Origin of the sequence: Campylobacter sp. VBCF_06 NA8 (genome assembly GCF_027737825.1) — a bacterium.
Taxonomy (GTDB): Bacteria; Campylobacterota; Campylobacteria; order Campylobacterales; family Campylobacteraceae; genus Campylobacter_B.
In genome coordinates, this window is record NZ_JAOVUB010000001.1 from 1 (window position 1) to 23,713 (window position 23,713).

The 23,713-nt window shown below is 40.5% G+C and carries 25 protein-coding genes, 2 tRNA genes, 1 rRNA gene and 2 pseudogenes; 6 read left to right on the top strand and 24 right to left on the bottom strand.

Features of this window, described 5'->3' with window-relative positions; all coding sequences use genetic code 11:
- Window positions 1–126 (bottom strand): 16S ribosomal RNA (locus tag OFO10_RS00005); the annotation flags it as partial.
- Between the two features lie 317 nt (window positions 127–443).
- On the opposite strand from OFO10_RS00005, the gene OFO10_RS00010 reads away from it, so the two are divergent.
- Window positions 444–1,895, top strand: a complete 1,452-nt coding sequence (locus OFO10_RS00010) for a leucine-rich repeat domain-containing protein (protein ID WP_270865621.1) — start codon at window positions 444–446, stop codon at window positions 1,893–1,895.
- An 84-nt stretch (window positions 1,896–1,979) separates the two neighbouring features.
- Here OFO10_RS00010 and OFO10_RS00015 read toward each other — a convergent pair.
- The 6 genes from OFO10_RS00015 to OFO10_RS00040 form a co-directional block, all read right to left on the bottom strand.
- Window positions 1,980–2,055 (bottom strand) — tRNA-Phe (locus OFO10_RS00015).
- Window positions 2,056–2,166: 111 nt separating this feature from the next.
- Window positions 2,167–2,523 (bottom strand): 50S ribosomal protein L20, encoded by a 357-nt coding sequence (gene rplT, locus OFO10_RS00020; RefSeq protein ID WP_270865622.1) that lies wholly within the window; start codon window positions 2,521–2,523, stop codon window positions 2,167–2,169.
- Between the two features lie 82 nt (window positions 2,524–2,605).
- On the bottom strand, window positions 2,606–2,797 hold the full coding sequence (rpmI, locus tag OFO10_RS00025) for a 50S ribosomal protein L35 (protein ID WP_270858735.1): 192 nt from the start codon (window positions 2,795–2,797) through the stop codon (window positions 2,606–2,608).
- 90 nt (window positions 2,798–2,887) lie between these two features.
- Window positions 2,888–3,409 carry a translation initiation factor IF-3 gene (gene infC / locus OFO10_RS00030; protein ID WP_270858734.1) on the bottom strand — a complete coding sequence of 174 codons (522 nt, stop codon included), beginning with the start codon at window positions 3,407–3,409 and terminating at the stop codon, window positions 2,888–2,890.
- On the bottom strand, window positions 3,406–5,229 hold the full coding sequence (gene thrS, locus OFO10_RS00035) for a threonine--tRNA ligase (RefSeq protein WP_270865623.1): 1,824 nt from the start codon (window positions 5,227–5,229) through the stop codon (window positions 3,406–3,408). Before thrS ends, infC begins: the two co-directional genes overlap by 4 nt.
- A 177-nt stretch (window positions 5,230–5,406) precedes the next feature.
- Window positions 5,407–5,481 (bottom strand) — tRNA-Glu (locus OFO10_RS00040).
- Window positions 5,482–5,608: 127 nt separating this feature from the next.
- On the opposite strand from OFO10_RS00040, the gene OFO10_RS00045 reads away from it, so the two are divergent.
- Both OFO10_RS00045 and nfo read left to right on the top strand, forming a co-directional pair.
- Window positions 5,609–6,094 carry a hypothetical protein gene (locus OFO10_RS00045; protein WP_270865624.1) on the top strand — a complete coding sequence of 162 codons (486 nt, stop codon included), beginning with the start codon at window positions 5,609–5,611 and terminating at the stop codon, window positions 6,092–6,094.
- A complete protein-coding gene (nfo, locus tag OFO10_RS00050; RefSeq protein ID WP_270865625.1) occupies window positions 6,091–6,933 on the top strand; it encodes a deoxyribonuclease IV in 843 nt (280 codons plus the stop codon). The genes OFO10_RS00045 and nfo overlap by 4 nt, the downstream gene beginning before the upstream one ends.
- Window positions 6,934–7,104: 171 nt before the next feature.
- Here the strand turns inward: nfo and OFO10_RS00055 are convergent, their stop codons facing one another.
- From OFO10_RS00055 to glmM, 17 genes and pseudogenes are all read right to left on the bottom strand, one after another.
- Window positions 7,105–7,647 (bottom strand): YceI family protein, encoded by a 543-nt coding sequence (locus tag OFO10_RS00055; protein ID WP_270865626.1) that lies wholly within the window; start codon window positions 7,645–7,647, stop codon window positions 7,105–7,107.
- A gap of 349 nt (window positions 7,648–7,996) precedes the next feature.
- Window positions 7,997–8,539 (bottom strand): annotated as a pseudogene (locus OFO10_RS08260) (anaerobic C4-dicarboxylate transporter family protein); the annotation flags it as partial.
- A 225-nt stretch (window positions 8,540–8,764) separates the two neighbouring features.
- A pseudogene (locus OFO10_RS08265) lies at window positions 8,765–9,673 on the bottom strand (anaerobic C4-dicarboxylate transporter family protein); the annotation flags it as partial.
- A 140-nt stretch (window positions 9,674–9,813) separates the two neighbouring features.
- Window positions 9,814–10,560, bottom strand: coding sequence for an SDR family NAD(P)-dependent oxidoreductase (locus OFO10_RS00065; RefSeq protein WP_270865628.1), 747 nt, complete (start codon window positions 10,558–10,560; stop codon window positions 9,814–9,816).
- Window positions 10,561–10,569: 9 nt separating this feature from the next.
- Window positions 10,570–11,190, bottom strand: coding sequence for a L(+)-tartrate dehydratase subunit beta (gene ttdB, locus OFO10_RS00070; protein WP_270858726.1), 621 nt, complete (start codon window positions 11,188–11,190; stop codon window positions 10,570–10,572).
- Window positions 11,183–12,076: a L(+)-tartrate dehydratase subunit alpha gene (gene ttdA, locus OFO10_RS00075; RefSeq protein ID WP_270865629.1), complete on the bottom strand. Its 894-nt coding sequence runs from the start codon at window positions 12,074–12,076 to the stop codon at window positions 11,183–11,185. The genes ttdB and ttdA overlap by 8 nt, the downstream gene beginning before the upstream one ends.
- 9 nt (window positions 12,077–12,085) lie before the next feature.
- Complete coding sequence (gene larB / locus OFO10_RS00080) at window positions 12,086–12,832, bottom strand: nickel pincer cofactor biosynthesis protein LarB (RefSeq protein ID WP_270865630.1); 747 nt, start codon at window positions 12,830–12,832, stop codon at window positions 12,086–12,088.
- A complete protein-coding gene (gene larE / locus OFO10_RS00085; RefSeq protein ID WP_333721400.1) occupies window positions 12,819–13,595 on the bottom strand; it encodes an ATP-dependent sacrificial sulfur transferase LarE in 777 nt (258 codons plus the stop codon). Before larE ends, larB begins: the two co-directional genes overlap by 14 nt.
- Complete coding sequence (gene larC, locus OFO10_RS00090; RefSeq protein WP_270865632.1) at window positions 13,570–14,772, bottom strand: nickel pincer cofactor biosynthesis protein LarC; 1,203 nt, start codon at window positions 14,770–14,772, stop codon at window positions 13,570–13,572. The genes larE and larC overlap by 26 nt, the downstream gene beginning before the upstream one ends.
- A complete protein-coding gene (larA, locus tag OFO10_RS00095) occupies window positions 14,769–16,019 on the bottom strand; it encodes a nickel-dependent lactate racemase (RefSeq protein WP_270865633.1) in 1,251 nt (416 codons plus the stop codon). The genes larC and larA overlap by 4 nt, the downstream gene beginning before the upstream one ends.
- Window positions 16,020–16,187: 168 nt before the next feature.
- A complete protein-coding gene (locus tag OFO10_RS00100; RefSeq protein ID WP_270865634.1) occupies window positions 16,188–17,003 on the bottom strand; it encodes a transporter substrate-binding domain-containing protein in 816 nt (271 codons plus the stop codon).
- A gap of 96 nt (window positions 17,004–17,099) precedes the next feature.
- A complete protein-coding gene (gene ung / locus OFO10_RS00105; RefSeq protein ID WP_270865635.1) occupies window positions 17,100–17,771 on the bottom strand; it encodes a uracil-DNA glycosylase in 672 nt (223 codons plus the stop codon).
- 18 nt (window positions 17,772–17,789) lie between these two features.
- On the bottom strand, window positions 17,790–18,953 hold the full coding sequence (gene nhaA / locus OFO10_RS00110) for a Na+/H+ antiporter NhaA (protein ID WP_270858718.1): 1,164 nt from the start codon (window positions 18,951–18,953) through the stop codon (window positions 17,790–17,792).
- Between the two features lie 52 nt (window positions 18,954–19,005).
- Window positions 19,006–19,437 (bottom strand): CopD family protein, encoded by a 432-nt coding sequence (locus OFO10_RS00115; RefSeq protein ID WP_270858717.1) that lies wholly within the window; start codon window positions 19,435–19,437, stop codon window positions 19,006–19,008.
- Between the two features lie 11 nt (window positions 19,438–19,448).
- Window positions 19,449–19,841, bottom strand: coding sequence for an SHOCT domain-containing protein (locus OFO10_RS00120; RefSeq protein ID WP_270858716.1), 393 nt, complete (start codon window positions 19,839–19,841; stop codon window positions 19,449–19,451).
- Window positions 19,838–20,290, bottom strand: a complete 453-nt coding sequence (gene lspA, locus OFO10_RS00125; protein WP_270858715.1) for a signal peptidase II — start codon at window positions 20,288–20,290, stop codon at window positions 19,838–19,840. The genes OFO10_RS00120 and lspA overlap by 4 nt, the downstream gene beginning before the upstream one ends.
- Complete coding sequence (glmM, locus tag OFO10_RS00130) at window positions 20,283–21,623, bottom strand: phosphoglucosamine mutase (RefSeq protein ID WP_270862848.1); 1,341 nt, start codon at window positions 21,621–21,623, stop codon at window positions 20,283–20,285. The genes lspA and glmM overlap by 8 nt, the downstream gene beginning before the upstream one ends.
- Before the next feature lie 150 nt (window positions 21,624–21,773).
- Here glmM and rpsT point away from each other — a divergent pair, with 150 nt between their 5' ends.
- The 3 genes from rpsT (at window position 21,774) to OFO10_RS00145 (ending at window position 23,660) form a co-directional block, all read left to right on the top strand.
- Window positions 21,774–22,043 carry a 30S ribosomal protein S20 gene (gene rpsT / locus OFO10_RS00135; protein WP_270858713.1) on the top strand — a complete coding sequence of 90 codons (270 nt, stop codon included), beginning with the start codon at window positions 21,774–21,776 and terminating at the stop codon, window positions 22,041–22,043.
- A 10-nt stretch (window positions 22,044–22,053) separates the two neighbouring features.
- A complete protein-coding gene (gene prfA / locus OFO10_RS00140) occupies window positions 22,054–23,121 on the top strand; it encodes a peptide chain release factor 1 (RefSeq protein ID WP_270858712.1) in 1,068 nt (355 codons plus the stop codon).
- A 95-nt stretch (window positions 23,122–23,216) separates the two neighbouring features.
- Complete coding sequence (locus tag OFO10_RS00145; protein ID WP_270865636.1) at window positions 23,217–23,660, top strand: hypothetical protein; 444 nt, start codon at window positions 23,217–23,219, stop codon at window positions 23,658–23,660.
- Window positions 23,661–23,713: the final 53 nt, after the last annotated feature.

Genomic DNA, 23,713 nt, shown 5'->3' on the forward strand with positions numbered 1-23,713 from the left:
TAACTATACATTACTCACCCGTGCGCCACTAACTCATAAGAGCAAGCTCTTACTTGTCCGTTCGACTTGCATGTATTAGGCACGCCGCCAGCGTTCACTCTGAGCCAGGATCAAACTCTCCATAAAATTTACTTCGCAGACTAGCAAAGCTAGTCTTTGCGACAAGGAGCTTCGCTCCCTTGACCCACCTAAAGAACGCATTTATTCAAAAGCTTCGCTTTTTTATAAATGATTTTCTAAGGTTTTAGTCATTTATTTATGAAGTTTTTAATCTAAAAACTTAATTGTTTGTAACTTTTAAATTTGACAATTATAAAAATTGTCTTTGGCTCAATCGATCACTTGTTTAGATTTCAAAGATTGACTAAAAGATAGTTTTTGACAATAATAAATAAAATAACACGCATTGGAAAATAACAAAAGTTAGATTTCAAAAACGGAAAGTGGATTATATTCAAGGGTTGCTTAAAAAGAGATTAAATGGAGGGGGAATTGTAGAAATTTTTCAAAACTCACCAAAAGAGCTAAAAATTCACTTTTTTGTTATAATTTATCTTATTAAATTTTTTAAATTTGGAGATTTTATGAAAAAGATAATTTTAGCGATACTTATAATGGGGCAAATTTTTCTAAATGCCAATCAAAGCGATAAAGAGTTGATAAATTCACCGGAACTTGATAGTAAAACAAACGAGAAAATGCAAATTCTATCCAAATTTGTAGATTATTCTAGACCGGTTCAATCCGACCTAAGATACGACAAGTTGTCTAAAAAATTGGCAAATAATGAGATAAATATAGTAGAATTTGATAAAGCTGTTGAAAATTTAAAAGTCGAAACCACAAAAGATTTCTATGATAGTCTAGAATATTTTACTGAAATATCAATAGAAAGACCTTCACCACGCGGAGTGTATTTTTCAATCGATACAGACAATACAAATGAATTACCTAGCGAAATTTGTATGCTTAGTAACCTAGAAACAATCGATGTCCGTGAAGCCAATATTACAGATTTACCGCCTTGCGTTGTGAATTTGACAAAACTTTCTATATTAGATCTTAGAAAAACACAAATAAAAGAAATCACAGAAATCATAAGCAAAATTCCAAATTTAAAAGCTTTAAATTTAAGTTATTCTAAGATAGAAAATCTAGGAAAACATATATTAAATATGAAAAATTTAGAAGCGTTAGACATTTCGGGCACTGATATATCTGAAATTTCGCCTGAATTTGGGAATCTTACAGGCTTGAAACAATTTAATTGTGATATGTGTAGAAAGTTAAAATCTATACCAGACGAAATGGCAAATTTAAAAAATTTACAACTATTAAATTTGAGTTTAATTGCCCAAAAAGAATTCCCAAAATGGATAACTAATCTGCAAAATTTAGAGTATTTATCCACTAGTTTTGAAAATTTCCCACAAAATTTTTCAAATTTACAAAACTTAAAAATTCTAAGTATCAGCAATGTATCGCAAGAAAACTTTATGGAGATACTTAAACTACACAATTTAGAGGATTTGCAACTAAACGATAGCAATATTACTACTATACCCGATGAAATTGAAAATTTAGCAAATTTAAAGCGATTTGAATACACCAGAGGAAGTCTAAAAACAATTTCGCCAAAAATTGCAAATTTGAAAAATTTAGAAACGCTTTTGATTTATCTTAATAAAGAACTAACTGCTTTGCCTGAAAATATCGGAGAATTAACAAAATTAAGAGATCTAAACATAGGCTTTACCGGCATAACCAAACTACCACCTAGCATAGTAAATTTAAAAAATTTATTCCGTATAAACATTTTGGATCTGCAAATACAAAACCAAGAAATTCTCCAAGAAATGCCGAATTTAAAGATAATTACAAAAAGACGAATTTAGTTTCTACGACTAAATTCGTCATAGCCAAATTTTTTAATTTTCAAAATTTTAAAGCGAATAAAAAGAGTTAAAAATAAGCTCAAATGGTGGTTAGAGGCAGAATCGAACTGCCGACACGCAGATTTTCAGTCTGCTGCTCTACCGACTGAGCTATCCAACCACGAAATAAAGGGAGCATTGTATTCAAACCCCGCTTAAAATCTATTTAAACGAGCCAGAATACAAAATTTAAAAGGGAGAATTTCAAGAAAAAATCTTGAAATTCAAAAAATTATTTTAAAGCAGCCTTTGCTTTATCAGCTAATGCAGTGAAAGCCTTAGCATCGTTCATAGCAAGGTTTGCTAGGATTTTTCTATCTAATTCGATATTTGCAAGTTTAAGACCGTGCATAAATTTAGAATAACTAATATCGTTGATTCTGCAAGCAGCGTTAATTCTAACGATCCATAGTCTGCGGAAGTCGCGTTTTTTCGCGCGTCTGTCGCGGTAAGCATAAACCAAACTTCTTTCTAATTGTTCTTTGGCTTTTCTGAAATGTTTTCTTCTTGCGCTATAAAAACCGCGAGCAAGTTTTAAAACTTTATTGTGTCTGCGTCTTCTAACAACGCCTGTTTTTACTCTTGCCATATTAATCCTTTCTTAAATGGCGCCCATTTTTGGGTCTTTCCCTATCTTAGGGGAGTTTGAATGACTAGGTCAAAAACTAAAATTATTTACAAAGCATAAGCTTAACAGCTCTAACATTTGTAGAATCTACATAATGTGGGCCGCGCAAATCTCTTTTACACTCGCTAGACTTTTTAGTCAAGATATGGCTGCGGAAAGCTGAACCGCGTTTGATCTTGTTTTTGCCTACTTTAAAGCGTTTTGCTGCGCCACGCACACTTTTCATCTTTGGCATGTTTATCCTTTTTTTTAAGATAAGCTGTGATTATATAATAAAATTTTAAATTTCTGCTGAAATTTAAAAATATTTAAGCTACGCCGAAATTTAAGACTTTTTCGGCGTAATTAGCATACTCACATATCTTCCCTCTAAAATCGGGGCTTTGTCGCGTTCTGCGCTACCTGCGAAATTCTCTTCCCAAATTTTGTTTAGCAAATTTACGCCAATCTCAGGAGTGCTCATCTCGCGACCCTTCAAAAACACGCGAAGTTTGACATGTTTGCCAGAATCTAGGAATTCTTTTGCGTGTTTTACCTTATAATTCACATCGTTTTGAGCGATTTTTGCCGAAAATTTTATCTCTTTAATCTCGATGATTTTCTGTTTTTTCTTGGTCTCTTTTAGCTTTTTTTCTTGTTGATAACGGAATTTACTATAATCCATTACCTTGCACACTGGCGGTTTCGCATCTGGCGCGATTAGCACGAGATCGACACCTTGTTTGCTTGCGATTTGCAACGCCTCATCTAGCGAGATTACGCCGTATGCTTCACCATCTTCGCCGATACACCTAACCTCATCAGCCTCGATTTCTTCGTTTAGAAAAACTTCTTTTTTGCTGCTCAAAAATTCACCTCATTTAATTTGTTTTGCACGAAATCCAAGAACTCGCTAAGCCCTAAATTTCGCTGTTCGCGCGCACGCCTATCACGCAATGCGACGCTACGATTAGCCACTTCGTTATCGCCAAGAACGATGATTAATGGCACCTTTTGCTTTTCGGCTGTTCTGATTTTTTTATTTAAAGTTTCGTTTTTGGTTAAAATTTCGCTGTCTATGCCCAATTCGCGCAATCCCGCTGAAATCTCTTTTGCATACGCGCTGTGTGCTTCGCCAATCGGGATAATCGCCACTTGTGTCGGGCAGATCCAAAACGGAAGCTCGCCAGCTGTGTGTTCGATCAAAATTCCTATAAATCTCTCAAAGCTTCCCAAAATCGCTCTGTGAAGCATGACAGGCTGTTTTTTCTCATTATTTTCGTCGATATAACCTAGCTCGAAGCGATTTGGCAGGTTGAAATCCACCTGCACGGTACCACACTGCCATTTTCGACCCAAAGCGTCTGTGATTTTTATGTCGATTTTCGGACCATAAAACGCACCGCCGCCCTCGTCGATACCGTATTTAAAGCCCTTTTCATCAAGTGCGTCTTTAAGCGCTTTTGTAGCGATCTCCCACACTTCATCATCGCCCACAGCCTTGGCAGGTTTGGTTGAAATTTCCATTTCGTAGTTGAAATCAAACGCGCCCATTAGCACATCGACAAAGTCCAAAATTTCATAGACATTTTCTTTGATTTGGCTTGGCATACAAAAGATATGCGCGTCATCTTGGGTGAATTCGCGCACTCTAAATAACCCGTGCAAAACGCCTGATTTTTCGTGTCTATGCACGACGCCGTATTCGCAAAATTTAAGTGGCAAATCGCGGTATGAGCGAATTTCGCTTTGATAGACTTTGATATGACCTACGCAGTTCATCGGCTTAATGCCGTATTCTTGCTCTTCGATCATCGTAAAATACATATTTTCTTTGTAATTTGTGTAGTGTCCGCTGATTTTCCACGCGTCAGATTTTAGGATTTCAGGGCCTCTGACTGGCTCGTAACCGCGACGGCGAAGCTGTCGATATAGCCTTTCTTCGAGTTTTACGCGCATTTTCGCACCCGCTGGCAACCAAATCGGAAGTCCAGCGCCGATTTCTTCATCAAATGTGAAAAATTTCATCTCCGCACCAAGCTTACGATGATCGCGTTTTTTAGCCTCTTCGAGCATTGTTAAGTGATTTTTTAGGCTCTCTTTATCGGCAAACACTACGCCGTAAATTCGAGTTAGCATTTCGCGTGTCTCATCGCCGCCCAGATACGCACCCGCAATCCTAGTTAGCGCGAAATTTCGCAAAAATTTTGTATTTGGCACATGCGGTCCGCGACAAATATCCTCAAAATCGCCTTGCGCATACAAACTCACTTCGCCTTCTGGGATTCGCTTCAAAACCTCGATTTTTAGGTCGTCCTCGGCGTATTTTGCGCTAACAGCGCCTTTGGTAGAGCAAATTTTAACTATATCTTGCTTGGCTTCGGCTAGCTCTTTCATTTTTTTCTCAATCGCCTTTAAATCGTCCTCGCCAAGCTTCTCGCCGCCGTTTTTACTCACGCGCATATCATAATAAAATCCATCTTCAATCGCAGGACCCACGAAAAATTTTGCGTCTGGGTAGAGTGATTTGACAGCTTGTGCCAACAAATGCGCGCATGAGTGGCGAAGCACTTTTAGCGCATCAGCAGAGTTATCGAAAAATATCGGTTCTGCGCTGTTTGCACCCTCGCCGATACTTTGAGTATCATAAATTTCACCATTAAATTTGTATGCGATAATGTCGCTCATTTTTTTCCTTTTTTACCAAATTTATCTTTTCTACAATAAAAGAATAAGCTGTAATTTTAGCCAATACAACCTTAACCGTAAATTTAAATTTGGCTAAATTTTAAGAAATTTTAAGCGAATTTTGAATTTTCATTAAATTTTGATTTGAAATTTAGTTTTTTGGATTTTGTATTTTAGTGGTGACCCCTACGAGATTCGAACTCGTGTTACCGCCGTGAAAGGGCGATGTCCTAACCGTTAGACGAAGGGGCCACTTAATTCGGTTAAATTAAAAGGAACGATTATTTTATATAAATTGCGCTTAAATTTCACTTAATAAAGCTGGAATTTTTATAAATTTCGCTAAAATGAAAATATTAAAATTTAAAAAAGGACAAAAATGAAAAAAATAAATTTGATTTTTGCTGGATTTTTGGGAATCGGGGCAGTGTTTTGTGGTTGCGCCAAGCTCACCCCGCAAAAAACGCAAGCGGTGGCGTTTTCGATAATTTCGCCAAATTTGCGTCTAAATGACACGGGATTTATTAGAAGTTTTAAAAACCAAACCGAGTTGCAGGTCTATTCTAGCGGGGTTAGCGTGCTTTCCTTGGTCGCAAAAAACGAAAGCGTGTGCATGAATAATGCCTGCGATGATGAGCTGACTTTCAATGAGAAATTTTTCAAAAACGCCCACTACAAGGGATTTTTGGGCGAAATTTTGGGCGCGAAGGCAATCTATGGCGCGAAAAATTTAGCCAAAACAGATTGCGGATTCGAGCAAAATTTGGGCGAAATTTCATACAGCGTCTGCGATGATAGCGGCAAAATTATCAAATTTAGCGACAAAAAAGCCGGGGTAAAAATCAGCGCAAGGGAGCTTTTATGAAGCGTGTCGGAGCCCATGTAAGCGCTGCTGGCGGGGTTTTTAACGCTCCGCTTAACGCGCAAAAAATCGGCGCAGACGCGTTTGCGCTTTTTGTCAAAAATCAGCGCCAGTGGAGCGCAAAACCGCTTAGCGATAGCGATATAGCGCAGTTTCGCGCAAATCTCACCACCACTGGCATACGAGCAGAGCATATCCTAGCCCACGATAGCTATCTCATAAATCTAGGCCACCCAGACCCCGCACTTCGCCAAAAAAGCCTTGACGCCTTTATCGACGAGATAAATCGTTGCGAAAAGCTCGGCGTAAAACTGCTAAATTTCCACCCGGGCTCGCATTTAAATGAAATTTCGCCCCAGCAATGTCTGCAAAATATCGCAGAGTGCCTAAATTTCGCTATCGCAAACACTAGCGGTGTCAAACTCGTCATCGAAAACACAGCAGGTCAAGGCTCAAATTTAGGCTTTGAATTCGCCCAAATCGCCTACATAATCGCGCGCGTAAGCGACAAAACCCGCATTGGCGTTTGTATCGACACCTGCCACGCGTTCGCCGGTGGATACGACTTTCGCACGAAAGAATCTTACGAAAAAACAATGGCCGAATTTGACCGCGTCATCGGCTATAAATTTTTATCTGGCATGCACCTAAACGACACCAAAAACGACCTTGGCGTGCGCAAAGACCGCCACGAGAGCCTTGGGCGCGGATTTTTGGGGCTGGCAAGCTTCGAAAACATTATGAACGACAAAAATATCGATGAAATTCCGCTCATTTTAGAAACGATTGATGAGAGTATTTGGGCGGACGAAATCGCGCTACTACGCTCGTTTGTGCGCTAAATTTAGCTAAATTTTGCTAAATTTCGCTACCGCAAGTTTTTAAATACTGCGCCGAAATTTCGGGCGCAGTATTGCGAAATTGCGTAGCAAAAATTTAAAATTTAAATAAAAAAGGGAAATTTAGCGATTTGCTAAATTTCCTAAAATTTGCAATGAAATTTGCGTAAAATTTTACTTCGCTACGGCTTCGATTTCGATAGAAATTTTTATATCATCGCCTAGCATCGCAGTGCCGCTACCTGGGGCGAAATTAAAATCAGAGCGTTTGATTTTGCCCTCTAAACTAAATCCGATTTTAGCCTTATCGCCCTGCTTGGCTTCGCCACCAAAATCATAGTCAAACTCGACTTCTTTGGTTACATCGCGAATCGTAAGCTCGCCTTTGACCTTATCAGGCGCGAACTCTTTCATCTCAAATTTCATATCAGGGAACTTTTCTGAGCCGAAAAAATCGTCCGCTTGCAAGTGCGCGTCGCGTTTTTCGTTGTCAGTAAAAACAGAAGCGGTTTTGACCACGGCGCTTAGTTTGTTTAGCTTGCCGTTCTCGGCGTCAATCTCTGCGCTAAAATCCTTGAAGTTTCCGACCACATTGCTAATACTCATGTGTTTGATCTTAAAACCTACGCTAGAATGGGCGTTATCGACCTCGTAAGGGGTAGCGTTTGCTAGCATTGCGCCAAGCGCGCATGCACTTAGAATTGAGACAATTTTCATTTTTTCTCCTTTTGAAAAATTTAAAATTTGGATTTTAGCTTATGTTTATTAATAAAAATTATTTATAAGAAATTTTCTGCGAGAAAGGTGCGAAAAATATAAAAATCTATTTTTATCCTTTCTTTTGTAATTGATTTAAAAGCACAACATTTGAAAGTGTGCAATACACTACGATTAGCAATACATACACACTCCGTTGTTTGTATAATTTTTGGCATTGAATTTTTTAAATTCTTCCTCTAATGCTTGTATGTCAATATCGGTATTTTGCATAATTTGACTTAATAAATATTTGAAATAAAATTTAGAAGAAAAAGTTGTCTGCGAGGAAACTCGCAGACAAGAGCTATTACATATATCCGTAGAAGTGAGCTAGGATATATCCTAGGAAGCATGAGCTGAATACGCCGATGAAACCAGGGATAATGAAGCTGTGGTTGATAACATATTTACCGATTTTTGTTGTGCCTGAGCGGTCGAATTGAATCGCAGCAAGGTCGCTTGGGTATGTAGGTAAGATGAAATAACCATAGCATGCAGTTGCGAACGCAATGATTGTTCCCGGATTTACACCGATAGCAATCGCTAGTGGAACGAAAGTCGCAGCAGCAGCAGCTTGTGAGTTAAGGAATTTTGAAATCAGCATACCAACTACAATGTATGTAAATGGATATGCTTGCATTACCTTACCAAGTGAGCCAGCTAACATATCGATATGAGCATGGAACATAGTATCGGCCATCCAAGAGATACCATAAATCGCAACAAGCGCAATCATACCGCTGTGGAAGATTTCATTTTGAGCGATTGTGCCGGCTTTGATACCTGAATAAATCATCATAATAGCAGCAGCAAGAAGCATGAACATTTGGATAGTATCAACCATACCAAGAGTTTTTGAGCCTTTTGTGCTTGTAGCTACATCGATTTTTGCGTTTTCGTAAGTTTTAGTTTCGCCTTTTGCATTTACATAAGTTACATTTGCACCGTCTTGGCTAACTTTGTAAGTTTTGCCGTCTTTATCTTTAACCTCGACACCTTGTGCAGTTTGAGATAGTTTAGATTTATCTTTTTTAACGCTCATTTTTGTCTCAGCACCGCTTAACATCATAGTTCCGTCGCTGATTTTTACTTTGTCTAAGACTTTTGAGTTATCGCCTGCATCTACGATATTAACGATAGCAGCGTCTTTTGAGATAGACCATGTCGGGCGAAGTTGTTTGTAATAACCCAAAACCGCAACAACAACGATTGCTGAAAGGAAGATATACATAACATTCCATTGTTTTTGTGGAAGTTTAACACCGATAAGTGATTTAGCATCGTCAGAACCATAGATGATTTTTCTTTGCTCTGGATCTTTAAGTTTAGCTTGGAATTCCTCATCTTTTTCAAGGCTTTTACCGCGGAATACTGAGTATGTGCTGATACATAGCATACCGAAGAAAGTAGAAGGAATAGTTACTTTAAGAAGGTCAAGATAGCTAGAAAATCCCTCGATTTGAGCACCAGCGCCTAGCAATACAGCCACGATAGAAACACCAGCAACTGAAACCGGGCTAGCGATGATTGCTAATTGTGATGAAACGGTAGTAGCTGCCATTGGACGCTCTGGGCGCACACCGCTTTTCATAGATACATCGTAGATAATCGGCAAAAGTGTATAAACTGTGTGACCAGTACCGCAAAGAACTGTCAAAGTCCAAGCACACATTGGTGCAACATAACAAACTAATTTTGGATTTTTTCTCAACGCTTTTTCAGCAAGTTGAAGCATAACATCCAAACCACCCGCAGCCTGCAATGTAGCTGAGGCGACAACAACCGCAAGGATTGTCAAAATAACATCAACGGCTGGTTTGCCCGGAGACATTTTGAATAAAAATACGAGTATAACTAAACCTATACCACCTAAAATACCAAGGGCCATACCACCCTTTTTGGCACCATAAAACAGACACGCCAAAACTATTATCAACTGAATAGTAAATTGGACGCTCTCAGACAAACCTGTAAGAAACTCCATCGCTTCTTCCTTTCCTTAAAAAATACTTATTTTATTATATCAATATTTCTTTTAAAGAAATATAAATAAAATTCAAAATATTGAATTTTTATAGAATAAGTGTTAAAAATTTATTTATAATACTTATTCAAAATTTGGAGTTATCTTTTCTCTACATGCAATCCAGCCCAAGTTTGCGCTGTCGCCATAGCCTCGACGATATTTATATTGACATGGTGAGGCATATTTATGCAATTTAGCACGATCCTAGCTATATCCTCTGCTTTAATCGGATCTGTGTTTTCATAGACCTTTTTCGCCCTTTCTTTATCGCCTTTAAATCTCACATCGCTAAATTCAGTCTCACAAATACCAGGCGCGATCTCTGTTACGCGAATGCCAGTGCCGATTAAATCGTTTCTGATATTTCTGCTAAATTGCTTCACAAACGCCTTGCTTGCGCCATAGACATGGCTTCCAGGATATGGCCACGCACCAGCAGTAGAGCCGATATTAAAAATATAGCCATTGCCACTTTGCAAAAGTAGTGGTAAAACTGCCTTTGTAGTGTAAATAACGCCCTTGATATTCGTATCGACCATAGTCTCTAAATCCTCGATTTGTGCGTCTTTAATGCCATCTAGACCAAGCGCAAGACCAGCATTATTTACCAAAATTTCGACATCTCTATACTCACTCGGCAAATTCTCCACAGCTTTAAAAATTTCATCTTTATTTCGCACATCAGCTACGATTATATGGGTATTTCCTATCTCTTTGGCTAAATTTTCCAATCTCTCTTTTCTGCGCCCAAGAGCGATGATTTTATAGCCTTCTTTACTCAAAATTCTAGCTATTGCTTCACCAAAACCACTCGTCGCACCTGTAATAAAAGCTGTTTTTTTCATAATTTTTCCCTATTTTATAAAGCTAACTTCTGGCAAAATTTCCGCCAACGCCTCATCTTTTTTCTTGTTAAATTCGACCTTATTTTTTTCAAAAAGATTATTGCCTTTCGCGTCGATTGATACGATTAGTGGGCCAAATTCTTTGACTTTGCAATTCCACAAGGTCTCTGGCATACCAAGCTCCATCCAATCAGCGCTTACGATTTCCTCGACCTCCATAGCAGCGATTACCGCGCACCCTGCCGGGAAAACGCAGTGCAATGCGCCAAAATCCTTACAACCATTTTCTGTATTGCTAGCCATTCCCCCCTTGCCTACGATTACTCTAACGCCCGTTTTTTCGATAAATTCATACTCGAATTTCTCCATACGCATGCTTGTCGTAGGTCCTACCGAGACGATTTCGTATCTATCCTCGCCACCAGCGCTTGTTTTTTTGATAATAGGGCCTGCATGCAGTATCGCCCCACCGCGGATATCAAGTGGCAAAGGCATATTTTTTTCGACCACGCGCCTGTGAGCCACATCGCGACAAGTTACGATATTTCCGCTTAGATAAATGATATCGCCAATTTTAATATCCTCTAAATCCTCCCTAGAAATCGGAGTTTGCAAAATTTTCTTATTCATATTTATAGTCCTTATGAGATGTCACGGTAAAGCTTAAATCGCCGTTCCAAACGATATTCGCGCGTCTGTGCGACCAGCAGCCTGTATTTACAGCCACAGCGATGACTGAGGGGTGACGGGCTGAATTTTCGATATGCACGCCAAGCACCGAGCTAGCTCCGCCCATACCTTGCGGGCCAAGGCCGATTTTGTTAATGCCATCTTCTAGCAATTTTTCGGTTTTTGCGGCGCGCTCGTTTGGATTATGCTTTCCAAGCGGGCGAAACAAAGCCTTTTTAGAAAGCAACGACGCCACATCTATCGAGGTTGCCACGCCCACGCCCACGACTAGCGGCGGACAGGCGTTTAGGCCATAACTTGTCATTATATCCATTACGAATTTCACCACGCCCTCATAGCCCATACCAGGCATTAGCACGCCGGCTTTTCCAGGAAGCGTGCAGCCACCTCCTGCCATGTATGTATCAATCTCGCATTTATCGCTACCTGGCACTATTTCCCAAAAGATCGAAGGCACATCTTTTCCGACATTTTTGCCGGTGTTGTATTCATCAAAGGTCTCGACGCTGTTGTGGCGAAGTGGAGCCTCCTGTGTCGCTCGCAAGACGCTTTCACGCAAAATTTGCTCTAATTCGCCAATTAGCGGGAATTTCGCGCCACATTTTACGAAAAACTGAATCGCGCCAGTATCTTGACAAGAGGGGCGATTTAGCTCTTTGGCAAGCTCTTGGTTTTTAAACATCGTCTCATAAATCGTCTTTGCTAACGGCGCATTTTCTTTGCTCGCTAGCTCCTTTAATTTCGCCGTGACATCATCTGGCAAAATTTTGCCACTGTATCCGACGAGACTAGCCATGACGGCGGTCATTTTCTCTACATTTTCCACGCTCTCTCCTTATAAATGGTTGATTATACTCGCATTATACGCTGCGCCGTATCCGTTGTCGATATTTACGACACTAATGCCGTTTGCGCACGAATTTAGCATACCAAGCAAGGCTGCCACACCACCAAAACTCGCCCCATATCCCACGCTCGTAGGCACGGCGATGACTGGGGCTTTGACAAGGCCTGCAATCACGCTAGGAAGGGCTCCTTCCATGCCTGCTATGACGATTAGGACTTTGGCTTTTTGGATTTCATCAAGCTTCAAAAACAGCCTATTTATCCCAGCCACGCCCACATCGGTGATTTTGCGCACATCATTACCTAAAAATTTCGCCGTCTCGCATGCCTCTTCCACAGCGTAAGAATCAGATGTGCCAGCCGAAATGATACCGATATAACTTTCGGTAAGTTTTGGCTCGTTTATGATAATGCTTATCGTGCGGCCGACCTCGTTAAATTTGGCAAGCGGGAAGTCTTTTTGCAAAATTTCAGCCACCTGCGAATTTGTGCGCGTGATTAGGACATTGTTGCCATTTTTTACACACTCGCGCGCGATTGCCAAAATCGCCTCAGCACTTTTTCCCTCGCCATAAATCACCTCGCCAACCCCACTTCTAAGCTCTCTTTGCATATCGACCTTAGCGCAGCCGATATCGGAAAATGGGTAGTTTGCGAAATACTCGACGACCTTTTCATCAGAAATTTTGCCACCCTTGATTTGGGCGATTAAGTCCAAAATTTCAGCCTTTTTCATTTAAAACTTCCTTTCTAAACCCCTTTAAATCGAGCAAAATTTCATCAATTTGCGGAATTTCATCTATTTTTTGAATAATTTTTGCAAAATTTTCACTCGCCACGAATTCGCTCATCAGCGCTCTTGGCATTTCGATTTTTAAATTTCGCCCATTAAAGCGCGCTCTGATGTTTGCAAAGCCATTTTGTATGAGTAAATTTTCCACACGCTCAACCAATTTTAAATCATCTGCGCTAAATTCGCGCCCGTGAGGCAAACGAGTTAGCAAGCACGCAAAGCTAGGCAAGTCCGCGCTTTCTAGGCGCAGGGTGCGTGAATACTCCCTAATTTGGGCTTTGGTTAAATTTATCAGTGGCGAAATGACGCCAAGCTCGCGCACGGCGCGAAGTCCTGGACGATCTTCGCCCAAATCATCTTTGTTTGTGCCGTCTGCGAAATTTGAAAACCCCAAATTTCGCCCAAATTTAATTAAATTTTCGAATAAATTTTTTTTGCATAAATAACAGCGATTTTGCGGATTATTCGCGATTTCTTGCGGTGTTTGGAGTTCTAAAATTTCGTGGCGAAATTTGTGAATTTTAGCAAAATTTATAGCCTGCGAAATTTCGCGTTCGCTCATATATGGCGTTTTTATGGTGAGCGCGATGAAATTTTCCCCCAAAATTTCGCCCGCCACGCAGGCTAAAAACGAGCTATCCACCCCGCCAGAAAAGGCCAGGGCGAGATTTTTAAGCCCTCTAATCTCTTCCTTTAAAGTTTCCATTTTCATACTCTTTGATCGCCGCAGCTCGCACCGTAGCGATATTTGTGCCAAATTTTTGTGCCAAATTTTTGCAATCATCAAATTCAGGTTTGATTTTTTCTCCGCCCTCAAATTTGCAAATTTTAATCCTAACCTCGCCAAATTTCGTATTCACAGCGCGAATTTGGCGTGGAAGCTCTGTTTTTTGCACAGAAATTTCACGCACCCCAATCGCCGTGGTATGGCGAAAAATCAGCTCTTTTAGCGCGGGCGCGTCGCAAGATTTAGCTAGCACGCTAAGCTTCGTGCCAAGGCGCGATTTTTTCATATTTACAGCCTCGCTAAACACATCAAGCGCGCCAGCATTTAATAAAATTTCGCTCGCTAGCGCCAAGCCCTCAGCGTCCATGTCATCGATATTTGTCTCGATTAAAACCTGCCCTGATTGCCTCATGCTCTCATCTTCGCAAATCATAATTTTAAGCAAATTTGCAAATTTAGCTTCCTTGCTTCCAGCCCCGTATCCAGTGCGCAAAATTTTAGCACTAAAATCGGCGCAAAATTCGCTCGTTAGAGCCTTTGCGATACCTGCGCCAGTAGGTGTCGTCTGCTCGAAATCACCGCCAAATTTCACAGGCACGCCAGATAAAATTTCACTTACCGCGGGTGCTGGCACGCTTAAAATTCCGTGAGCGCACTTCACAAATCCCCCGCCAAGTGCAAGTGGCGAGCAAAGCACGCGTGAAATCCCAAGCGATTCGAAGCAAATCGCGCTTCCTACGATATCGACTATACTATCTGTGCAGCCAACCTCGTGGAAATGGACATTTTCTAGGCTACTTTGGTGGATTTTTGCCTCCGCTTCGCCGATGATAGTGAAAATTTCGATTGATTTTTCTTTTACAAATTCGCTTAAATTTGAAGAATTTATTAAATTTACAATGTCTTTAAAAGTGCGTCCATGCTCATGAAAATGGGGCGTGGTGCTCCATTTGCGCTTTAAAATCACATCTACTTTCGTAGCGCTTATGCCGGATTTTAAAACCTTTTTGGCGCAAATTTCATACTCATTAAAAATTCCTAGCTTTGTAAGGCTGTGTTTTAAAAAGCCAAAATCTACGCCAAGGTCGATAAATGCGCCAAGGCACATATCTCCGCTAATGCCACTGGCGCAGTCTAAATAGATAAATTTACTCAAATTTTTGGAACCGTCATTGAACCAAATGGCAAAATCACAATCTTAGCGTCTTTGCCCTTCTCGCTAAGCGCGTCATCTAGGGCTTTTTGCAAATCATGATATGGCTTTAAATGCACAGCTCTCATCTCATCGTCGCTTAGATCGCTAACTGCCCAAGTCTGCGCCCAAAGCCCAATCTCAGCCATTTTGCCAGCTTTATGATAGCCTAGGTGAAATTCCTCTTGGATTTTTTCTAGCACTTTTTGTGGCGTATCAGCCGATGCCATTAGGTTAAAAAACGGCTTAGGGCCGATACCTGTGCGACATTTAGCGACCATGATAAGCACGCCACCCTCTGCCAAAGCTAGTTTGCCGTTATCTAGCGCTTTTTGCGCTTGGTATAGATCCACATCCATTGGATATGGGGCTACTGAGATTACGATATCGGCTTTTTGAGGGATTTTGACGCAAAATACCTCTTCTGCTTTTTCAATACAATCATAAAATGTATCGTTTAAATCGCCACTATTTACATAATAAATATTATGGTCGCTATCTAGCACCGTCATAATCGCAAATACATCGATATGAGTTAGCACCTTCATCGCATCGACCATATCCTCATGCACAGGATTGCCCTCTAATCGCAAAGCCTGCGCGTCGTGGCTAAGGGCTAGTTTGTGGTTTTGCTCGATAGTTTCATATTTGGCAACGCCTGGCAAAAACGCCTTTCTACCGCCTGTGTAACCCGCGAAATAGTGCGGTTCGACTGAGCCGATCGGGATAACTTTTTTCGCGTTTGCTACGATTTTGTTTAGATACATTTGGGTTTTGTTGCTACTCTCGCCCAAATAGACCATTTCATCGTTTTTAGAATCGTGGCTGTGAGCCTCGCCTTTGGCCTTGACCTCAGCCCAAATTTCTTTTGAAAAGATCATCTCATACTCATCTTCGGTCGGGTCTCTGTGGCAGCCGTTTGCGATGATAAAGGTTTTCTTTTTATCGCGAATTTTTGGATAAATTTCTTTTAAAATTTTAGATGTCGGAGTTGGGCGAGTGCCGTCATTTACAATGATTACGATCTCATCATCGCCACTGATAAACTCATCAAAAGTTTTTTGATTTATCGGATTTTGCATTGCTTTTTTGATAAGCTCTGCCTCGTCAAATTTCTCAACCTTATTCGGATTGAAAATCCCCAAAAGATTTTTTTCGTCAAAATTTATGCTTAAAACATCATCTTTGCCATAACGAATTGGAACTTGCATTTTTCACCCCTTGATTAAAATTGAATTTTTCGATTGTATCAAAAATTTTATTTAAAAGAGATTTATGTCACAAAAATTTAACTTAATTATCAAAATTTAAGGTTTTTTAGCAGTAAAAAACCTTGCTAAACGCAAATTTAGCAAGGCGAAATTTTAAAAATTTAAAGCTTAAAGTAGATTATAAATATCATCTAGCAAGAAGTATTTTTTCTCGGCTGTGCCCTTGTAATATGGGGAAATGTGGTTGTTAAACTCTGTTTCAAAAAAGCCGGTTTTAGATAGCTCCACAAGCGCAGCGTCGATTGCTTTTAGCAAATCTGCGTTGCCCTTTTGCACGCCGATTGAGTTAAACTCAGAGGCTCCGAGGTTTTTTTGCGGGACTTCGACTTCTCTATTTATCACTGGAAACGCCATTACGATGATGTTTTCATCAGCATAGGCATCGCCTTGATTTTCAAGTAGCGCCCTAGCACAGCCACCAGCGCTATCGCACTCTTTGATAGTATAGCCTTGTTTTTGGAAATATTTTTCGCCGATACTTCCTGGCATGGCTAGGATTGTTTTATCTTTTAGATCTTTTATGCTCGTTATCGCGTCTGCTTTGCGGGTTAGGATACCGACATTTACGCTAAAATACGGGCTAGAAAAATCAGCGAGCTTCTCGGTCTCAGCGGTAGGGACTAGGGTCGAGACAGCCATATCCACAGCGCCATCTTGCAATAATCTATAAGAGGTCTCATCGTTCGCAGAGGCTACGAACTCCACCTTTCCCTCGCTATCTCCGAAAATTTTCGCAGCCACAGCCTCGGCTAAGGTTATTTCAAAACCCTCGTATTTGTCACCATTTAGCTTGCCAAATGGAGCCTCGTCATCATGGACGGCTATTATAATTGTTCCGCTAGATTTGATTTCTGCTAGGCTTTTGGCGCAAACTCCGCTAAAAAGTAGCGCACTAGAAGCAAATGCGAATAAAAATTTATTCATTTTTTTCCTTTTTTTTAGTGTAGATAAAAATTTAGGCGCTGATTATATACTTAAATTGTTTAATTAAATTTTAAAATACATAGTATTTTTATAAATTTACCAAAGTATTGTATTTTTATCGTGTAAAGCTAAATATTCATTACATTTGCTAAAATGTCTGCACCCAAAAAACCCACCGCGCGCTAATGGGCTAGGGTGCGGGGCTGTAAGAATCAAATGGCGATTTGCGTCAATCAAATTTGCCTTTTTTATGGCGAAATTTCCCCAGAGCATAAAGACTAAATTTTCGCGGTTTTCGCTGATTTTGGCGATTATTGCGTCTGTGAATGCGCCCCAGCCAAGCTTAGCATGCGAATTTGCAGCACCTGCACTCACGCTTAGAGTGGAGTTTAGTAGTAGCACGCCCTGCCTCGCCCACGGGGTCAAATCGCCCCCACTTATGGCGCACGAGCCGATATCTGCGGTAATTTCTTTAAAAATATTTTTTAGGCTTGGCGGGATTTTTACCCCCTCTGGCACGCTAAATGCTAGCCCCATAGCCTCGCCTGCGCCGCGGTATGGGTCTTGACCTATGATTACGACTTTTAAATTTGATAATGGGGTCAAATTTAGGGCGTTAAAGATTAAATTTAGCGGTGGGTAAATTTGGGTAGTTTGTGAAATTTGAGCTAAATTTCGCTCTAAATTTTTGAAATTTTCGCTTTGAAATTCGGCGCGCAGTAGATCTCTCCACTCGCGCGCACTAAGAAATAAGGCTAAATTTAGCACTAAATTTTGCCCTTAAATTTAGGCTGGTTTTGGTCCTACGGCCTTAGCCACGATGTATCCGACCAGACCTGAGACGATAGAGCCGATGAAAACAGCGAGTTTGTCTGTGTGATGATAAATGTCGCTTCCGCCATAAGCTAGGCCATCGACAAATAGCGCCATTGTAAATCCAATACCGCAAATTATACTTACAGCGTATAGTTGCGCCCAGTTTGCGTTTTCTGGCAAGTAGGCGATTTTGCCCTTGATAAGTAGCCAGCTAAATGCGAAAATTCCAAATTGTTTGCCGAAAAATAGACCAAGCGCGATACCCATTGGAACTGGGCCAAATAGATAGCTAGGGCTCATACCAGCTAGGCTTACGCCCGCATTTGCGAAGGCAAAAATCGGCAAAATGAAAAAATTCACAGGATATGCAAGTCCGTGCTCCATATCTTTTAGCATTGAGCCAGAGCGAGTTTGCAATGGGATACAAAATCCAGCCACAACGCCAGCGATTGTCGCGTGGATACCTGAATTTAGCACCATTACCCACAAAATAAGCGACATAATGACAAAAAGCAGTTTTTTATCTACCTTCATTTTATTCATTATAAACATAATCGCTACGCAAATTCCTGCGCCGATTAGGTAAGAGATATTTATCGTAGATGAGTAGAAAAGCGCAATAATCAAAATCGCGCACAAATCGTCCATAATCGCTAGTGTTAAGACGAAAATTTTAAGACTTGCTGGAATTCGTTTGCCAAGTAGCGCCATTACGCCCACGGCAAAGGCAATATCAGTAGCCGTAGGAATCGCCCAGCCCTTCAAAGCCTCGCTATCGCCCCAGTTAAGTATCGTAAAGATAATCGCAGGCGCCATAACACCGCCAAGAGCGGCAAAGCTAGGAAGCAAAATTTGAGAAAAATGGCGAAGCTGACCTTCGATTTTTTCGCGTTTTAGCTCCAAACCGATAGCGAAGAAAAATATCGCCATTAAAAAGTCGTTTATCCAAAAGTGCATATCCTCATCGAGTTTTAGTTTGCCGATACCCATGACGATGTGCGTGTGGATAAACTCGCGGTAATACGGAGATAAAATATCGACATTTTGTGCGATGATAGCAAATACTGCGGATAAAAGGAGGATTACGCCAGCACTACTTTCGCTGGATAGGATTTTTTTGATTATGCGTTGCATGATTCTCCCTTTGAACAAATTTGTCTATTTTAGTATAAATTTCATTAAATTCTCATTGATTTGGCATGATTAACATAGCATAAAGTATGCCTATCATCAGAATCGTTGGAATTTCATTTAGCGCACGGAAATACTTGCCACTTTTTTTACAGGCGTCTTTTTCGAATTTAATCAAATAATAATGAAGCCAAAAATGATAAGCCACCATTAAAACAGCGCAAAGTAATTTTAGGTGAAAATAGCCCATTTTCATAAGTCCCGGATTTAGCAAAATCAGCATAACCGCGCTAAAAATCGTAACCGCCAAAGCTATCCAGCCGATAGCGTGATAGAGCATTTTTTCCATTTTTTTCACAACTTTGACAAAATTTGGATTGTCCAAATTCTCAGCGTGATAAACATATAGGCGCGGCAAATAAAACAGCATCGCCATCCACGAAATAAAGCCCACAAAGTGGATAAATTTAAACCAATAATAACTCATTTTCCTTCCTTTCAATCTCTCATTAAAATATCTTTTCTAGCTTCAAATTCTTCCTTGCTAATCGCCCCTTTTTGGAAAAGCTCGTATAGGGCCTCTACCTTTTTAAGACGCTGTGAATAATCCTCAGCCACGCCTTCGCCGGCTTCTTCGTTGATATCCTCGACCCAAATTCCTACGAAAAATAGGTCAAAAAGCACCCAAAGAAGCCAAATCGGCAAAATCACAAGCCCTAGCAAAAAATACAGCGTAAAAATCCCAGCCCAATACAGCCCGATTTGCGCAAATCCACTGACAAATTTACCACAATAAATTCGGTGCAAACCGCCACCAATCGGCAATCCCACAGCCCACGAAAAAGCTCCGGCAAACCACAGCGCATACGCGATATAATTGTTTCTTTTCAAATTTTGCCTTTCTTTGAAATTTTCAAATTTTGCCACAAAAATATGACAATTGCTAAATCAATCATCACATCAGCAAAGTTAAAAACCGCAAATTCAAACCATTTGTGCCACGCCACATAATCCACAACTCCGCCGTGGATAAAGCGATCTAGCACATTTGAAACCCCGCCTCCAAGCAAAATGCCAAAAGGCAGATAGTGAGCGTTAAAAAGCTCTTTTTGGCTAAAAACATACCACGCCAAAAGCGCGATTAGCCCAAGCTGGATAAATTTCAAACTCTCGCCCAAAAAAGCTAACATCGAAAACGCCACGCCTCTATTAAAGGTCAGTATCAGCGAAAAATACTCACCCTCCCACGAAAAACCATTTAAAAATATAAATTTTATAAATTGATCAAGCGCCAAAACAAGCGTAAAAATCAGGACAAATTTAATAAATTTTCTAGTCATTTAACGCTTTTTTGAAAAATTTTTCTGCTTCGTTCGCCCATTTTTCCAGAGCTTTTGCGTTTTTGCCCTCAAAAAGCAAACGGATCAAATTTTCCGTGCCAGAGTAGCGAAACAGCGTGCGAATTTTATCTTTTTTGATCTCTTCTTCAAGCTCTTTTAGCCCAGCGATTTTTTCAAGCGGTTTTTTATTTGTAATCTTTAAATTTCGCAAAATTTGCGGATACGGCTTGATTAAATTTGCTAATTCACTCGCTTTTTTATTCATACCAAGCATACAAGCAGCAAATTGAAGCGCAGAGGCGATTCCATCGCCAGTCTTAGCATAATCGCCAAAAATCACATGTCCGCTTTGCTCTCCGCCGAAATTCGCCTTTTTCTCTTTCATCATTTCTAGCACAAATTTATCGCCCACACTGCACCTATGCACAGCGATTTTGTGTTTCGCCAAAAAATCATCAAGCGCGCCGTTACTCATCACGGTTGCGATGATTTGGTCGTTTTGAAGCTTGCCAAGCTCTTTTAAATACAGCGCCAAAACGCCAAGCAAAATATCTCCGTGTAAAATTTGACCGCTATCATCGACTACGACCAATCTATCAGCGTCCCCGTCAAAGGCAAATCCTACATCAGCGCGCAATCTTTTTACTTCGCTTGCCAAATTTTGCGGAGCCAAGGCGCCACAATTTTCGTTGATATTTTTTCCATTTGGCTCATCGCCTAGGACTATCACTTCTGCGCCAAGCTCGCTAAACACCGTCGGAGCGACCTTGTAGCTTGCGCCATTTGCGCAATCAAGCACAATGCGAAGTCCGTGCAGGGTTTTGTTTTTTGGAAAAGAATTTTTAAGCTGGACGATGTATCTGCCAATAACATCATCGACGCGCCTTGCCACGCCAATTTCCATCATTTGCTTTCTAGCCTCTGCGATTAACTCGTCGCTAAAATAGATTTTTTCGATTTCGGCTTCCTCTTTTTCGTCGAGCTTAAAGCCTGTGTGATCGAAAAATTTAATGCCATTATCATAGTATGGATTATGCGAAGCGCTTATCATAATTCCACCATCACAGCGCATATCCTCTGTCAAAAACGCAATAGCAGGTGTTGGCATAGGGCCGATTTGGCGGACATTGTATCCCACGCTAGTAAGTCCAGCCACAATCGCAGTTTCTATCATATAACCGCTTCGCCTAGTGTCTTTACCGACTAAAATCATATTTGTAACGGAATTTTTCCTAAAATAAATTCCAGCCGCCATAGCTAATCTCATAGCAAGTTCGGCTGTCAAAAACTCGCCCGCTCTGCCCCTGACGCCGTCAGTTCCGAAAAGTTTCATAAATTTAATCCTTTATAAATCAAAATTCTCGCAATATTAGCAAAAAAAGTTTAATAATCGAATTTCTTTTAAAAATTGCTTAATTTCAGCAACGCTTAAAATTTTTGTAGTATAATCACGAGTTTAATATTTTCATTTAAAGGGATAAAAATGGCAAATCACAAATCAGCCGAAAAACGCGCTAGACAAACTGTGAAAAAAACAGAGCGCAATAGATTTTACCGCACAAGAGTAAAAAACATGACAAGAGCGGTAAGAGAAGCAGTAGATAGTAAAGACCTAGCAGCAGCCGAGGCAGCGCTAAAAGTAGTTAATCAAAGCTTCCACGCTTTCGTTAGCCGTGGATTTTTGAAAAAAGAAACTGCAAGCAGAAAAGTTAGCCGCTTGGCAAAACTAGTAAATACACTAAAAGTCGCATAATTATCATTAAATGTTAGCCCAAAAATTACAACCCTTTTTAGACCGATACGAGGAGCTTTCACGGCTCCTTAGTGATCCAGGTATCGCAAGCGATATTTCAAATATGACAAAGCTTTCCAAAGAGCAAAGAGGTATCGAACCGATAAAAAACGCCGCAGATAGGTATATAAAGGTTGTCGCTGATATCGAGGAAAACAAAAATTTATTAGGCGATCCTGAGCTTGGCGAGCTTGCCAAAGAGGAGCTTAAAAATTTAGAACTCGAAAAAGACGAACTCGAAGAGCAAATCAAAATTTTACTTCTTCCAAAAGATCCAAATGATGATAAAAATATCTTCCTTGAAATTCGCGCCGGAACCGGTGGCGACGAGGCTGCGCTTTTTGCGGGAGATTTGCTAGGGGCGTATTTGCGTTATGCCGAACTTCGCGGTTATAAATGCGAGATTGTCAGCCAAAGCGAAGGAAGCGTGGGTGGTTTTAAAGAAGTTATTTTGCTTGTTAAGGGCGACGGAGCGTATTCAAGGCTTAAATTCGAAGGCGGCACACACAGAGTCCAAAGGGTGCCTGAAACCGAAAGTCAAGGACGCGTGCATACCTCTGCTATCACGGTTGCTGTAATGCCGGAAATCGAAGATAGCGAAATCGAAATCAAAGATAGCGATTTGCGTATCGATGTCATGCGTAGCTCAGGGCATGGCGGACAGTCTGTAAATACAACTGATAGCGCCGTTCGTATCACCCATATACCGACAGGTCTAGTCGTAACCAACCAAGACGGTAAAAGCCAACACAAAAACAAAGAAGCTGCGATGAAAGTGCTAAAAGCTAGGCTTTATGACTTGCAAGAGCAAGAACGCCTAGAAAAAGAGCGCGCCGAACGAAAAGATCAAGTCGGCACCGGCGATAGAAGCGGTCGAATTCGCACTTACAACTACCCGCAAAACCGCATTAGCGACCACCGCATAAATTTAACACTTTATCGCTTAGACGCGATAATGGCAGGCGGGCTTTTTGATGAAATCATCGATCCGCTCATCACAAACGCACAAGCCGAAGCGATTGCAAACGCAGGGCTGTAAAGCTAAATTTATCTATAAATCAAATTTAATCAAAATTTTATCTGTTTTTAATGGGGAACTATAATCCCCTTTTTAAATTTTAAAAAGGAAATTTCATGGGAATTTGGCAAAAAACTTTTGGCGGATTAGACAAGGCGTATTATTTTAGACATTTTATCTTTGGCGCAGTTTTGGCTGTGATTTTGATCTGGGCGCAAAGCTACTCAGCAGAAAGTATGAGCGCAAGGACTGGCAAGGAATTCGCTGGCATGGATTTTTTCATCTATATATTTTATGCGATTTGCGCGCTTTTGTATCCGTATGCGAGATTTGTATATGAAAGTATCGTAAATTTCATCATCGGAAACAACTTTTTTATCGTAAATGCCGTGTTTTTGCTCATTTGGAAACTTGTAGTTATGATAGTGCTTTTTGCGTTTTCTATCATCATCGCACCCGTTGGCCTAGCGTATCTATACTACCATCACACGAAAAACCGCACTTTTGATGAAAATTCAAGCGATTATTTTGAATTTATCGAAAAAGGCGACGAAAAATAAAAAATAGTGAAATTTAAACGAAATTTATTCAAAATTTTGCTATTCTCTTTCGA

Coding starts and splice junctions, on each gene's coding strand:
- rplT (WP_270865622.1), bottom strand. CDS start 2,523: ATGGCAAGAGTAAAAACAGGCGTTGTTAGAAGACGCAGACACAATAAA.
- rpmI (WP_270858735.1), bottom strand. CDS start 2,797: ATGCCAAAGATGAAAAGTGTGCGTGGCGCAGCAAAACGCTTTAAAGTA.
- thrS (WP_270865623.1), bottom strand. CDS start 5,229: ATGAGCGACATTATCGCATACAAATTTAATGGTGAAATTTATGATACT.
- OFO10_RS00045 (WP_270865624.1), top strand. CDS start 5,609: ATGAAAAAAATAAATTTGATTTTTGCTGGATTTTTGGGAATCGGGGCA.
- nfo (WP_270865625.1), top strand. CDS start 6,091: ATGAAGCGTGTCGGAGCCCATGTAAGCGCTGCTGGCGGGGTTTTTAAC.
- OFO10_RS00055 (WP_270865626.1), bottom strand. CDS start 7,647: ATGAAAATTGTCTCAATTCTAAGTGCATGCGCGCTTGGCGCAATGCTA.
- OFO10_RS00065 (WP_270865628.1), bottom strand. CDS start 10,560: ATGAAAAAAACAGCTTTTATTACAGGTGCGACGAGTGGTTTTGGTGAA.
- ttdB (WP_270858726.1), bottom strand. CDS start 11,190: ATGAATAAGAAAATTTTGCAAACTCCGATTTCTAGGGAGGATTTAGAG.
- larB (WP_270865630.1), bottom strand. CDS start 12,832: ATGAAAAAGGCTGAAATTTTGGACTTAATCGCCCAAATCAAGGGTGGC.
- larE (WP_333721400.1), bottom strand. CDS start 13,595: ATGGAAACTTTAAAGGAAGAGATTAGAGGGCTTAAAAATCTCGCCCTG.
- larA (WP_270865633.1), bottom strand. CDS start 16,019: ATGCAAGTTCCAATTCGTTATGGCAAAGATGATGTTTTAAGCATAAAT.
- OFO10_RS00100 (WP_270865634.1), bottom strand. CDS start 17,003: ATGAATAAATTTTTATTCGCATTTGCTTCTAGTGCGCTACTTTTTAGC.
- nhaA (WP_270858718.1), bottom strand. CDS start 18,953: ATGCAACGCATAATCAAAAAAATCCTATCCAGCGAAAGTAGTGCTGGC.
- OFO10_RS00115 (WP_270858717.1), bottom strand. CDS start 19,437: ATGAGTTATTATTGGTTTAAATTTATCCACTTTGTGGGCTTTATTTCG.
- lspA (WP_270858715.1), bottom strand. CDS start 20,290: ATGACTAGAAAATTTATTAAATTTGTCCTGATTTTTACGCTTGTTTTG.
- glmM (WP_270862848.1), bottom strand. CDS start 21,623: ATGAAACTTTTCGGAACTGACGGCGTCAGGGGCAGAGCGGGCGAGTTT.
- rpsT (WP_270858713.1), top strand. CDS start 21,774: ATGGCAAATCACAAATCAGCCGAAAAACGCGCTAGACAAACTGTGAAA.
- prfA (WP_270858712.1), top strand. CDS start 22,054: ATGTTAGCCCAAAAATTACAACCCTTTTTAGACCGATACGAGGAGCTT.
- OFO10_RS00145 (WP_270865636.1), top strand. CDS start 23,217: ATGGGAATTTGGCAAAAAACTTTTGGCGGATTAGACAAGGCGTATTAT.